The organism is Agrococcus sediminis (genome assembly GCF_007923295.1).
Lineage (GTDB): Bacteria > Actinomycetota > Actinomycetes > Actinomycetales > Microbacteriaceae > Agrococcus > Agrococcus sediminis.
The window spans coordinates 49,808-62,792 of the sequence record NZ_VOIR01000016.1; the positions used below are offsets into that span (position 1 = coordinate 49,808).

Here is a 12,985-nt window from a genome sequence, read left to right on the forward strand (position 1 = left end):
GCCCCGCTCGGCGGCGCGGGCGGCTCACGCGAGCGAGCGCGCCACCTCCACGGCGCGCGCCGCGTAGCCGCCGCCGAACAGCAGCGTGTGCACGAGCAGCGGCTGCAGCTGCTGCATCGGCACCCGCTCGCGCCAGCCGTCGGCGAGCGGCGAGGCCTCGTCGTAGGCGGCGAGCACCGTCTCGAGCCTCGGCAGCCCGAAGAGCGCGAGCATCGCGAGGTCGGTCTCGGCGTGCCCGCCCTGCGCGTGCGGGTCGATGAGCACCGCGCCGGTGTCGACGTCGGACCACAGCACGTTCCCGCTCCACAGGTCGCCGTGGATGCGCGCGACGGCGCCCACGCCGGCGGGCTGGGGCGCGTCGAAGGCCCCGGCCGCCATGCGGTCGACCGCCCGCTCCACGACCCGCGCCTCGGACGCATCCAGCCGGCCGCGCTCGACGCACCGCTCGAGCACCGGTCGCACCGCGGTCGCGGCCCACGCCGCGCCCCACGAGCCCGCGACGGGCTCGGCGGCCATCGGCACGCGCGACGAGCCCCACTCGAGCGGCGGCTGCGCCCCGTCCGGCGGGCAGCAGTGCCACGGCGCCCCGGCCGCGTGCAGCGCGGCGAGGCTGCGGCCGAGCGCCTCGGCGCGCGCCGGCGTCGGCGGCGCCTCCGCCACGCGCGCCACGTGCAGCGCGCCGCCGGCGAGGCGCGCCCGCGCGATCCGCGTGCCGCCGGCGGCCTCGGCCTCGGCGAGCCACGCGAGGCCCGCCGCCTCCATGGCGAGCGCGTGCGCCGCGTCGGCGGGAGCGCGCTTCACGACGTCCATCCCGCCACCCTGGCACGCCCTCCTGGCAGGCCGGCCGAGGCGGCGCGCGTAGCGTGGTCGCATGCCCGTCTCGCGCACGCCCGCTCCCCTCTGGCTCTGGATCGTCGCCGCGGCGTGCTTCGCGGGCGCGGCGCTGCTGCAGGAGGACGCCCTGACCCGCACGCTCTTCCTCGTCGCGGCCGGCGCGCTCGCCGTCACGGCGCTCCTGCAGTGGCGGATGCGCCGCGGCCGCTGAGCGGCGGAGTCCGGGACGGGCGGGCCTAGACTGGCCCGAGCAACAACCAGGCATCACGCCGAGACAGCGCTCGGCACCGACGCGATGCCGCGCACATCGAAAGCGAGACGCCATGAGCGCCATGCCCACCACGCCCGGGATCCCGGAGCGCCCCGCCCTCGAAGGCCTCGAGGCCAAGTGGGGCCAGCAGTGGGAGGAGGCCGGCACCTACCGCTTCGACGGCGCCGGGCTCGACCGCGACGCGATCTACTCGATCGACACGCCGCCGCCGACCGCATCCGGCTCCCTGCACGTCGGGCACGTGTTCTCGTACACGCACACCGACCTCATCGCCCGGTTCCAGCGCATGCGCGGCAAGCACGTCTTCTACCCGATGGGCTGGGACGACAACGGCCTCCCCACCGAGCGCCGCGTGCAGAACTACTACGGCGTGCGCGTCGACCCGACGCTCGCCTACGACCCCGACTTCACGCCTCCGCAGGAGGGCGGCGAGGGCAAGAGCTCGAAGGCCGCCGACCAGGTGCCCGTCTCCCGCCGCAACTTCATCGAGCTGTGCGAGCGCCTCACCGAGGAGGACGAGGAGAAGTTCGAGCACCTCTGGCGCACGCTCGGCCTCTCGATCGACTGGTCGCAGACCTACCGCACGATCTCGGACGACGCGCGACGCACCTCGCAGCTCGCGTTCCTGCGCAACCTCGAGCGCGGCGAGGCGTACCAGGCGGATGCGCCGACCCTGTGGGACGTGACGTTCCGCACCGCCGTGGCCCAGGCCGAGCTCGAGGACCGCGACCAGCCCGGCGCCTACCACACGCTGCTCTTCACGAGCGGCGACGGCGACCTGCGGATCGAGACGAGCCGCCCGGAGCTGCTCCCCTCCTGCGTGGCCGTGGTCGCGCATCCGGACGACGAGCGCTACCAGCACCTCTTCGGCACGACGGTGACGACGCCCGTCTTCGGCGTCGAGGTGCCGTTCGTCGCGCACGAGCTCGCGCAGCAGGCCAAGGGCACGGGCGTCGCGATGATCTGCACCTTCGGCGACGTCACCGACGTCACGTGGTGGCGCGAGCTCGACCTGCCGAACCGCTCGGTGATCGGCTTCGATGGCCGGTTCGCCGCCGAGGCGCCCGAGGCGCTGTCGTCGCCCGAGGCGCAGGCGGCGTACGCCGAGATGGCCGGCAAGACGGTCTTCAGCGCGCGGAAGGCGATCGTCGAGCAGCTGCAGGCCTCGGGCCGCATGATCGGCGAGCCGAAGCCCATCCAGCACCCGGTGAAGTTCTACGAGAAGGGCGACAAGCCGCTCGAGATCGTCTCGACCCGGCAGTGGTACATCCGCAACGGCGGCCGCGACGAGCAGCTGCGCGAGCGCCTCGTGGAGCACGGCCGCGAGATCGCCTGGCACCCCGAGCACATGCGCACGCGCTACGAGAACTGGGTGCACGGCCTCAACGGCGACTGGCTCATCTCGCGCCAGCGCTTCTTCGGCGTGCCCATCCCCGTCTGGTACGCGCTCGACGAGGAGGGCCAGACCGACTTCGACCGCGTGCTGCTCCCCCGCCCCGACCAGCTGCCGCTCGACCCGACGAGCGACGTGCCCGACGGCTACGAGGCGTCGCAGCGCGGCGTGCCCGGCGGCTTCCTCGGCGAGGTCGACATCATGGACACGTGGGCGACGTCGTCGCTCACCCCGCAGCTCGCGGGCGGCTGGGCCGACGGCGCCGACCGCTGGCAGCAGCTGACGCCGTTCGACCTGCGCCCGCAGGGCCAGGACATCATCCGCACGTGGCTGTTCTCGACGCTGCTGCGCTCGATGTTCGAGGACGGCCGGGCGCCGTGGAAGCACGCCGCGCTCTCGGGCTGGATCCTCGACCCCGACCGCAAGAAGATGTCGAAGTCGAAGGGCAACGTCGTCACGCCGCTCGGCATGCTCGAGGAGCACGGCTCCGACGGCGTGCGCTACTGGGCCGCCTCGTCGCGCCTCGGCGTCGACGCGACGCTCGACCCGCAGAACCCGAAGATGATCAAGATCGGCCGCCGGCTCGCGATGAAGGTGCTGAACGCCGCGCGCTTCGTGCTGTCGATGGAGGGCGAGCCGGGCGAGGTCACCGAGCGGCTCGACCGCGAGATGCTCGCCGAGCTCGCGACGGTCGTGCGCACCGCGACCCGCGCGTTCGAGGGCTACGACCACGCGAAGGCGCTCGAGGCGACCGAGGCGTTCTTCTGGACCTTCTGCGACGACTACCTCGAGCTCGTGAAGGAGCGCGCCTACTCGGGCGACGCGGCCGGGCGAGGCTCGGCCATCGCGGCGCTGCGCCAGGCGATCGACGTGCAGCTGCGGCTGCTCGCGCCGTTCCTGCCGTTCGCGACCGAGGAGGTGTGGTCGTGGTCGCACGACACCTCGATCCACCTCGCGCCGTGGCCCGAGGCCGCGGAGGTCGGCGACGGCTCCGGCTCGACCGGCATGCTCGCGACGGTGGGCCAGGCGCTCATCGGCATCCGCCGGGCCAAGACGGATGCGAAGGCGAGCCAGAAGACGCCCGTCGCGTCGGCCGTCGTGGCCGTGCCGGCGGCGCTGCGCGAGCACCTCGAGGCGGCGACCGCCGACCTCAAGGCGGTCGGGCGCATCCGCGAGCTGTCGCTCGTGGAGGCCGACGAGCTCGCGGTCGGCGACATCGTGCTCGAGGAGGCCTGATGCAGATCGGCACCCGCTGGGCCGTGGGCGGCGAGCCGCCCCAGTCGGTGCCGATCGCGATGCGCGCGGCGATCGACGACGAGGAGCGCACGCTCGCCGAGCTCGGCGCCGACACCTCGGGCTGGCGCTGGACCCTCACGTGGCTCGAGGGCGCGCCGGTGGTCGAGCTCGACGACGGCACGACCATCCGGCTCGAGGGCGACGACGCGCTCGTGACGCGCGAGGACTGAGCTCCGACGCGTCGCGGGACGACAACAGGGCCCCAGGCGACTGCCTGGGGCCCTTCTCCTTGCACGGAGGTCTGGGGGCGCTACCGCATGGGGCGCGTGAGGATCTGCGCCATCGCGTAGCTGTCGTTGATGACGGCGATGGGCATGGTGACGGGGTGGGCGTCGGGCTTCGGCATGGTGGCTCCTTCGAGGTGGGCTCCCGATCAGTCGATCGGGAAGGCGTTGAACTGGATCTGGATGCGGTGGACGGGTTCGTCGGCGTCGGCCGGCGAGGCAGCGGCAGCGGCAGCGGCAGCGAGCCGCTCGCGGATGAGCCGCTCGACGTCGCGCGTGAGGCGCCGCAGCTCGCTCGCCGGCAGGGTCGCCGAGCGCGACGAGACGCGGGCCGCGTCGAGCGTGGGCTCGTCGTAGCGCTCCTCGCCGCCGGCGATGTAGGCGGCCAGCAGCGCGGCGTCGTGCTGCGTCCACGCGCCGAGCACGGTCGCGGTCGCTGCGCGTCCCTCGGGCGCGTCGGCGAGCTCCTTCGTCCAGACCTCGACCTGGTCGATGGCGCGCCGCCACCAGCGCTCGCGCGCGGTGCCGCGGTCGGCGTCCTCGGCGATGTAGCCCTTCGCCTCGAGCTGGCGCAGGTGGTAGCTCGTCGAGCCGGTCGACTCGCCGAGCGCGGTCGCGAGCGACGAGGCGGTCTGCGGGCCGCGCGTGGTGAGCACGTGCAGGATGCGCACGCGGAGCGGGTGGGCGAGGGCCTTGAGGGAATCGAGGTCGACGGCCGCCGGGGCCTCGCTCTCGCCGCCGGAACCGTCGACGGCGGCGTCGAGCATGCATCCAGCATACTCTTTGCAAAGGTCTCTTTGCAAGCGGTGTCAGACAGGGATCGGGCTCATCCGCGGGCCAGGATCCACCCGTGCAGCATGGCCATCCAGCCGTCGTCGTCGGCGGCCCACGCCGACCACGCGGCCGCGATCGCCTCGCGCTCCGACGCATCCGCGAGCCCGTGCCGCTCGGTGCCGTCGGCGAACGCCGAGTGCAGCGCCCGCTCGGCCCACTGCCCGCCCCAGAACGCGCGGCCCGCGGGCGACTCGAAGCACCAGGTCTCGACATCCGTCTCGACGCTCGCGAAGCCGGCCGCGCGCGCCCACGCCTTGAGCCGCGCGCCCGCGTCGCCGTCGCCGCCGTTCGCGGCCTGCAGCGCGACGACGAGCTCGCGCCAGCGCGCGAGCGGCGGCGTGAGGGGGTGGATGGCCGTGGCCGAGTAGACGACGTCGCGCGCGGCGACGAGGTCGCCCGCCGCGCGCCACGCGGCGAGCGCCGCGACCGGGTCGCCGAGGTGCTGCAGCACCTGGTGGGCGTGCACCACGTCGTAGCGCTCCCCCGGCGGGTCGTAGGCGTCGCCGACGAGGAACTCGACGTTCGACACCCCCGCCTGCGCCGCCGCGGCGCGCGCCGTCTCGACCACCTCGGCGCTCATGTCGATGCCGACGACGTGCCCGCGGTCGCCCACGCGCCGCGCGAGGTCGATGCTGATCGAGCCGGGGCCGCAGCCGACGTCGAGGATGCGCATGCCGGGCTCGACGAGCGGCGACAGGTAGGCGGCGGAGTTCGCGACCGTGCGGGCGGCGTGGGCGGCCACGACGCTCGAGTGGTGACCGTGCGAGTAGACGGCGGAGGCCATGCCCGAGTGTACGTCGGCCCGTCCTCGGGGGCCGGTCGGATGCGCCGCCTAGGGTGGTGCCATGACCAACCCCTTCCTCGCGCCGAGCGCGCTCCCGTACCAGCTGCCGCCGTTCGCCGACATCCGCGACGAGCACTACGAGGAGGCCTTCGAGGCCGGATTCGCCGAGCAGGCTGCCGAGGTGCGCGCGATCGTCGAGCAGGCCGACGCGCCGACCTTCGAGAACACGATGGAGCCGCTCGAGCGCAGCGGCCAGACGCTCTCGCGCGTCGCGCGCGTCTTCTGGAGCATGACGTCGACCGACTCGACGCCCTTCCTCGAGGAGCTCGAGGAGCGCTACGCGCCGCGCTTCGCCGCGCACGCCGACTCGATCACCCTCGACCCGCGCCTGTACGCGCGCGTGGCAGCGCTGCAGAGCGCTCCGGATGCGTCGTGGACGCCCGAGCAGCGCTACCTCGTCGAGCGCCGCCACACCGAGATGACGGTCGCGGGCGCAGGCCTCGACGACGCGGCGCGCGAGCGCCTCAAGGAGCTCAACCAGCAGATCGCGACGCTCACGACCCGGTTCGACAAGCACCTGCAGGCCGACACCAACGACCTCGCCGTGGTGATCGACGACCCGGCCGAGCTCGACGGGCTGAGCGACGGCGAGCGCTCGGCCGCCGCGGCCGCCGCGGCCGACCGCGGTCTCGAGGGCAAGGCCCTCATCACCCTGCCGCTGTTCTCGGGCCACCCGTGGCTCGCGTCGCTCACGAACCGCGACGTCCGTCGGCGCGTCATGGAGGCATCCCTCGCCCGCGGCACGCGCGGCAACGAGCACGACAACCGCGAGACGGTGCTCGAGCTCACGGCGCTGCGGGCCGAGCGCGCGCAGCTGCTCGGCTTCGCCACGCACGCGCACGCCGTCACCGCCGACGAGACGGCGCGCACCCCCGAGGCGGTGCTCGCGATGCTCACCCGGCTCGCCGCCCCGGCCGCGGCGAACGCGCGCGCCGAGGCCGCCGCCCTGCAGGCGCAGATCGACGCGGCCGGCGAGTCCTACGAGCTCGCCGCCTGGGACTGGGACTACTGGACCGAGAAGGAGCGCACCGCGCGCTTCGACGTCGACACCGCGGCGCTGCGCCCCTACTTCGAGGCCGAGCGCGTGCTGCAGGACGGCGTCTTCCACGCCGCGACGCAGGTCTACGGCGTCACGTTCCAGGAGCGGCACGACCTCGTCGGCTACCACCCCGACGTGCGCGTGTTCGAGGTGCGCAACGACGACGGCAGCGAGGTCGGGCTGTACCTGCTCGACCTGTACACGCGCGACGCGAAGCGCGGCGGCGCGTGGATGAACTCGCTCATCCAGCAGAACGCGCTGCTCGGGCACCCGACCGTCGTGATGAACAACCTCAACGTGCCGAAGCCGCCCGCGGGCACGCCGACGCTCCTCACCTTCGACGAGACGACGACGCTCTTCCACGAGTTCGGCCACGCCCTGCACGGCCTGTTCGCGCAGGTCACCTACCCGTCGCTCGGCGGCACGAACGTCTTCCGCGACTTCGTCGAGTTCCCCAGCCAGGTGAACGAGATGTGGATGCTGTGGCCCGGCATCGTCGAGCACTACGCGCGGCACATCGAGACCGGCGAGCCGCTGCCCGCCGACGTCGTCGAGCGCCTGCAGGCGTCGGAGACCTTCAACCAGGGGCACGACACGAGCGAGTACCTCGCCGCGGCGCTGCTCGACCAGGCGTGGCACGCGCGCGTCGCCGGCGACACCGTCGTCGACGTGGCCGACTTCGAGCGCGACGCGCTCGACAGCGTCGGGCTGCTGAGCGACACCGTGCCGACCCGCTACTCGACGGGCTACTTCCAGCACGTCTTCTCGGGCGGCTACTCGGCCGGCTACTACTCCTACATCTGGTCGGAGGTGATGGACGCCGACACGGTCGAGTGGTTCAAGCAGCAGCCGTCGATCCGCGAGGCGGGCCAGCGCTTCCGCGACCGGCTGCTCGGCGTCGGCGGCTCGAAGGACCCGCTCGAGGCGTTCCGCGACTTCCGCGGCCGCGACGCCGAGCTGCAGCCGCTGCTCGAGCGCCGCGGGCTGACCGCGGCCTGACCTGCGCCGGGCCGGGCCCCTATCGGGCCCGGCCCGCCTGCAGCACGAGCCAGATGAAGTACGGGATGCCCACGAGCGCGGTCATCACGCCGGCGGGCAGCTGCGCGGGGGCGATGAGCGTGCGCCCGAGGGTGTCGGCGAGCAGCGTCAGCGTGCCGCCGAGGAGCGCGGCGAGCGGCAGCAGCACCCGGTGGCGGGCGCCGACCATCGCCCGGGCCGCGTGGGGCGCGACCAGGCCGACGAACGCCACGACGCCGATCGCCGCGACCGCCGTCGAGGCGAGCGCCACCGAGAGCGCGAGCGCCACGACCTGCACCGCCGACAGCCGCACGCCGAGCAGGCGCGGCGTCGCCTCGTCGAGCTGGGCGAGGTCGAGGTCGCGGTGCATCCACACGAGCGCCACCACGGCCACGACGATCGCCGTCGCGACCGGCAGCACGTCCTCGAAGCCCCGGCCGTAGGTGCTCCCGGCGAGCCACACGATCGCCTTGCCCCGGTTCCAGGGGTCGGTGACGACGATGAGCAGGCTCGTGAGCGCCGCCGTCGCCGCCGAGAGCGCGATGCCGGTCAGCACGAGCCGGAGGCTCCCGAGGCGTCGCCAGCCGACGAGCGCGAGCACGAGGGCTCCCGCGAGCGCGCCGCCGGCCAGCGCGCCCGCGGCCACGAGCCGTCCGACCGCCACGGGCACGAGCGTGATGACGCCGACGGCGCCGAGCCCCGCCCCGCCGGCGACGCCGAGCAGGTACGGATCGGCGAGCGCGTTGCGTGCGACGGCCTGCACGAGCGCGCCCGAGAGCGCGAGCGCGACGCCGGCGAGCACGGCTGCCGCCACGCGCGGCGTGCGCGTGTCGAGCGTGACCCGCACCGCGTCGCCCGCGCGGCCGGCGAGCCAGTTCGCGACGTCGCCGAGCAGCAGCATGCGGTCGCCGAGCAGCACCGCGCCCACCGTGAGCGCGACGAGCACGAGCGCGGCGACCGCGATCGGCGGCCACCCGCGGCGCGACAGCGTGCGCGCCCCGAGCACCGACATCGACTCGGTCTCGGCCGCGCCCGCGACGGTGCGCGCGAGCACGACGATGCAGACGGCGCCGACGAGGCTCGTGACGACGCCCGTCGGCACGTCGAGCGAGCCGGTGCCGCCGAGCACCGCGCGCAGCAGCACGTCGGCGCCGACGACGAGCACGGCGCCCGCGAGCGCGGCGAGCGGGATCGCGGTGCTGTGGCGCGCGGCGCCGGGGATCCGGGCGACGAGCAGCCGCACCACGATCGGCGCCGCGAGCCCGACGAATCCGATGGGGCCGGCGATCGCGACCGCCGCGGCGGCGAGCGCGACCGAGGCGACGAGCGTGCCGAGCCGCAGGCGGCCGACGCCGACGCCGAGCGTCGTGGCCGCCTCCTCGCCGAGCGCGAGCACGTCGAGCCTGCGGGCGAGCAGCAGCAGCACCGCGATGCCGACGAGCACGACCGGCAGCAGCTGCGCGACCGTGCCGATGCCGTTCTGCGACAGCCGGCCGACGCCCCAGGCGAAGAGCCCCGCGTTCTCCTCCTCGGCGAGGATGATCGCCACCGTCGTCACCGACTGCAGCGCGAGCGCGAGGGCGGTGCCGACGAGCACCATCTGGGTGGTCGAGCCGCGGCCCCGGCCGATCGCGACGACGGCGAGCGCCGCGGCGAGGCCGCCGGCGAAGGCGAGGCCCGCGCCGCCGAGCCCGGGGAGGCTCACCCCCAGCATCGCGGCGATGCCGATCGCCGCGCCCGCGCCGCCGTTCACGGCGAGCGTGTCGGGCGAGGCGAGCGGGTTGCCGGTGAGCGTCTGCATCGCGTAGCCCGCGGCGCCGAGCGCGAGCCCGACGACGATCGCAGCGGCGATGCGGGGCAGCCGGCTCTCGACGATCACCGAGGCGTTGCCCTGGTCGCCGCCGAGCCACGCGAGCAGCTCTGCGGCGCCGAGCTGCGTGGTGCCCTGCGTGGCGTGCCAGGCCGAGAGCGCGACGAGTGCGACGAGGAGGGCCGCGCCGAGCGCGAGCCCTCCCGGTCGGACGCGGGTCACGGCGTGGGCGCGAGCGACGCGACGATCGCGTCGAGGTAGGCAGCCATCGAGTCGACGCCGCCGAATAGCCAGATGCCGTCGGGCAGGCGGTGCACGTTGCCCGCCTGCACGGTGGGCAGGCCCGTCCAGATCTCGTTCGAGGCGAGCTGGTCGCGGAACACGTCGCGCTCGCCCACGGTCATGTAGATGATGTGCGTGTCGTCGCCGAGCGCCGTCAGGCCCTCGACATCGGTGGCGCCGAGCCCGTACTGCGGGTCGCCCTCGCCGGGCCAGCCGTTGACGAAGCCCGCCTCCTCGAACACGGCCGGCAGCAGCGCGCCGTCGGCGTAGGGGCGGATCTCGACCTGGCCGCCCGTCTCGTAGCCGTCCATGTGCGCGAGCGACGTGCCCGCGAGGCCCGCCTCCTCGACCTCGGCGGCCACCTCGGCGACGTGCGCCTCGAAGTCGGCGATCGCCGACTCGGCAGCCTCGAGCCCGCCGGTGGCCTCGCCGACGAGGCGCAGGTCGTCGAGCATCGTCTCGAGCGGCGCGGATGCGTCGGCGCCCTGGAGGACGAGCACGGGCGCGATGGCCTCGAGGTCGGCGTAGGCCGCGTCGTCACGGCCCGCGACGGCGACGATCAGGTCGGGCGCGAGGGCCGCGATCGCGTCGATCGACGGCTCCGTGCGCGTGCCGACGTCGGTGGGCTCGCCCTCGAGCGGCGCGCCGACCCCGGCCCAGTCCTCGTAGCCGGCGACGTCGGCGACGCCGACCGGCTCGATGCCGACCGTCTGCAGGTGCTCGACGGCGACCCACTCGAGCGCGACGACGTCCTCGACGCCGGCGGGGATCTCGACGGCCTCGCCGCGCGCATCCGTCACCGTCACCGCGGAGGCCTCGGGCTCGGCCGGGGTCGTCTCGGCGGCGGGCTCGGTGGTGCCGCACGCGGCGAGCGTGAGCGCCGTGAGCGCTGCCGCGCCGGCGAGCAGCGACCGGGACAGCGGGGTTCGCTGGGACATGGGGATCCTTCCTCGGGCGCTCGGCCCGACGGGGTGGAGGGTCACGCGGCGCGCGACACGACCGGCCGACGGCGGAGCCGCTGCGGCCGGATGCGGAGGCCGTCGGACGACGGCTCGACATCGATGGGCACCTCGTAGGCGGCGCTCAGCCGCTCGGCGGTGAGCACCTCCTCGGGCTTGCCGGCCGCGACGATGCGCCCGTGCACGAGGAGGACGACCTCGTCGGCGACCTCGGCCGCCTGCTCGAGGTCGTGCAGCACGATGCCGACGGCGACGCCGTCGTCGGCGAGGTCGCGGACGATCTCGAGGATCTCGCGCTGGTAGCGCACGTCAAGGAAGGTCGTGGGCTCGTCGAGCAGCACGATGCCGGTCTCCTGCGCGAGGCACGTGGCGAGCCAGACGCGCTGGCGCTGGCCGCCGGAGAGCTGCGAGACCGGCTGCTCGGCGAGCTCGGCGATGCCGGTCGCGGCCATCGCACGGTCGATCACGTCGTCGCCGCGCGGGTCGCCGCCGCGGAAGCGGCCGCGGTGCGCGAACCGGCCGTAGGCGACGACCTCGCGCACGCGCACGCCCGACGGATCGGGGTGCGACTGCGCGAGCAGCGCGATGCGGCGGGCGAGCTCGCGCTCCCCCAGCGACGCGGCGTCGGCCCCGTCGGCGAAGACGACGGCCCCCTCGCTCGGGCGGTGCAGCGCCGTGAGGCCGCGCAGCAGCGTCGACTTGCCGCTGCCGTTCGGGCCGACGAGGGCCGTGACGCATCCGGGAGCGAGCGCGATGGAGGCGCGGTGGACGATCTCGTCGCGCCCGTAGGCGAGGCTCACGTCGGTGGCGCGCAGGGCGTCCGGCTCCGGGAGGGTCACGAGGTAAGGATAGGCTTACCTCACCCCCGGAGGCAATTCCGTCGGCGCTAGGCGGAGAGCTCCTGGATGTCGTCGGCGGTGAGGATGATCGGCTGCTCGGTTCCGGCCACCGACTCCTTCGTCACGATCACGCGCTCGACGCCCTCCTTCGAGGGCACCTCGAACATGACCGGCGCGAGCACCGTCTCGAGGATGGAGCGCAGGCCGCGCGCCCCCGTCTTGCGGTCGACCGCGAGGTCGGCGATCGCCTGCAGCGCCTCGGGCTCGAAGTCGAGCTTCACGCCGTCGATCTCGAAGATGCGCTGGTACTGCTTCACGAGCGCGTTGCGCGGCTCGCTCAGGATCTCGACGAGCGCAGCCTGGTCGAGCGGCGACACCGTCGCGATCACCGGCAGGCGCCCGATGAACTCGGGGATGAGCCCGAACTTGTGGAGGTCCTCGGGCAGCACGTCCTGGAAGACGTTGAGGTCGGGCTTCAACGACGACACCGGGGCGCCGAAGCCGATCCCGCGCTTGCCGGAGCGGTTGGCGATGATGTCCTCGAGGCCCGCGAACGCGCCGGCGACGATGAACAGCACGTTCGACGTGTCGATCTGGATGAACTCGGAGTTCGGGTGCTTGCGGCCGCCCTGGGGCGGCACCGAGGCGACCGTGCCCTCGATGATCTTCAGCAGCGCCTGCTGCACGCCCTCGCCCGAGACGTCGCGCGTGATCGACGGGTTCTCGGCCTTGCGGGCCACCTTGTCGATCTCGTCGATGAAGACGATGCCCGTCTCGGCCCGCTTGACGTCGTAGTCGGCGGCCTGGATGAGCTTCAGCAGGATGTTCTCGACGTCCTCGCCGACGTAGCCGGCCTCGGTGAGGGCTGTCGCGTCGGCGACGGCGAACGGCACGTTGAGCTGCTTCGCGAGCGTCGCCGCGAGGTAGGACTTGCCGCAGCCCGTCGGGCCGACCATCAGGATGTTCGACTTCTGGATCTCGACGGCGTCGCCCGCGGCGTCGGCCGAGGCCAGCTGCTGCGCGGCGGCGATGCGCTTGTAGTGGTTGTAGACGGCGACCGAGAGCGACTGCTTCGCGCTCGCCTGGCCGACGACGTACTCCTCGAGGAACGCGAAGATCTCGCGCGGCTTCGGCAGCGTGAACCCCTCGTGCTCGCTCGCCTCGCCCGCCTCGGCGGCGCGCTCCTCGATGATCTCGTTGCACAGCTCGACGCACTCGTCGCAGATGTACACCGCAGGGCCGGCGATCAGCTGCTGCACCTGCTTCTGGCTCTTGCCGCAGAAGGAGCACTTCAGCAGGTCGCCGCTCTCTCCGAGTCGGGCCATCTCGCTCTCACCATCCTC

11 protein-coding genes are annotated in these 12,985 nt (G+C 74.0%); 4 read left to right on the forward strand and 7 right to left on the reverse strand.

What is annotated here, in order from left to right; all coding sequences use genetic code 11:
* Positions 1–24: 24 nt before the first annotated feature.
* Positions 25–810: a fructosamine kinase family protein gene (locus tag FQ330_RS10855; protein ID WP_146357499.1), complete on the reverse strand. Its 786-nt coding sequence runs from the start codon at positions 808–810 to the stop codon at positions 25–27.
* 61 nt (positions 811–871) lie between these two features.
* Here FQ330_RS10855 and FQ330_RS13360 point away from each other — a divergent pair, with 61 nt between their 5' ends.
* The 3 genes from FQ330_RS13360 (at position 872) to FQ330_RS10865 (ending at position 3,964) form a co-directional block, all read left to right on the forward strand.
* Complete coding sequence (locus FQ330_RS13360; RefSeq protein ID WP_192575929.1) at positions 872–1,045, forward strand: hypothetical protein; 174 nt, start codon at positions 872–874, stop codon at positions 1,043–1,045.
* Between the two features lie 112 nt (positions 1,046–1,157).
* A complete protein-coding gene (gene valS, locus FQ330_RS10860) occupies positions 1,158–3,734 on the forward strand; it encodes a valine--tRNA ligase (RefSeq protein ID WP_225792822.1) in 2,577 nt (858 codons plus the stop codon).
* Positions 3,734–3,964 (forward strand): hypothetical protein, encoded by a 231-nt coding sequence (locus tag FQ330_RS10865; RefSeq protein WP_128190574.1) that lies wholly within the window; start codon positions 3,734–3,736, stop codon positions 3,962–3,964. Before valS ends, FQ330_RS10865 begins: the two co-directional genes overlap by 1 nt.
* A gap of 203 nt (positions 3,965–4,167) precedes the next feature.
* On the opposite strand, the gene FQ330_RS10870 is transcribed toward FQ330_RS10865, so the two are convergent.
* Both FQ330_RS10870 and FQ330_RS10875 read right to left on the reverse strand, forming a co-directional pair.
* Positions 4,168–4,785: a winged helix-turn-helix domain-containing protein gene (locus tag FQ330_RS10870; RefSeq protein ID WP_146357501.1), complete on the reverse strand. Its 618-nt coding sequence runs from the start codon at positions 4,783–4,785 to the stop codon at positions 4,168–4,170.
* A 59-nt stretch (positions 4,786–4,844) separates the two neighbouring features.
* Positions 4,845–5,636, reverse strand: coding sequence for a class I SAM-dependent methyltransferase (locus FQ330_RS10875; RefSeq protein ID WP_146357503.1), 792 nt, complete (start codon positions 5,634–5,636; stop codon positions 4,845–4,847).
* A 61-nt stretch (positions 5,637–5,697) separates the two neighbouring features.
* Here FQ330_RS10875 and FQ330_RS10880 point away from each other — a divergent pair, with 61 nt between their 5' ends.
* Entirely contained in the window at positions 5,698–7,734 is a 2,037-nt protein-coding gene (locus FQ330_RS10880) for a M3 family metallopeptidase (protein ID WP_146357505.1), read from the forward strand.
* Positions 7,735–7,753: 19 nt separating this feature from the next.
* Here the strand turns inward: FQ330_RS10880 and FQ330_RS10885 are convergent, their stop codons facing one another.
* The 4 genes from FQ330_RS10885 to clpX are packed head-to-tail and all read right to left on the reverse strand — an operon-like array spanning position 7,754 to position 12,967.
* Entirely contained in the window at positions 7,754–9,784 is a 2,031-nt protein-coding gene (locus FQ330_RS10885) for an iron ABC transporter permease (protein WP_146357506.1), read from the reverse strand.
* Positions 9,781–10,782, reverse strand: a complete 1,002-nt coding sequence (locus FQ330_RS10890; RefSeq protein ID WP_146357508.1) for an ABC transporter substrate-binding protein — start codon at positions 10,780–10,782, stop codon at positions 9,781–9,783. The genes FQ330_RS10885 and FQ330_RS10890 overlap by 4 nt, the downstream gene beginning before the upstream one ends.
* Before the next feature lie 41 nt (positions 10,783–10,823).
* Positions 10,824–11,642, reverse strand: coding sequence for an ABC transporter ATP-binding protein (locus FQ330_RS10895; protein ID WP_225792823.1), 819 nt, complete (start codon positions 11,640–11,642; stop codon positions 10,824–10,826).
* A gap of 47 nt (positions 11,643–11,689) precedes the next feature.
* Entirely contained in the window at positions 11,690–12,967 is a 1,278-nt protein-coding gene (gene clpX, locus FQ330_RS10900) for an ATP-dependent Clp protease ATP-binding subunit ClpX (RefSeq protein ID WP_128190254.1), read from the reverse strand.
* Positions 12,968–12,985 lie beyond the last annotated feature (18 nt).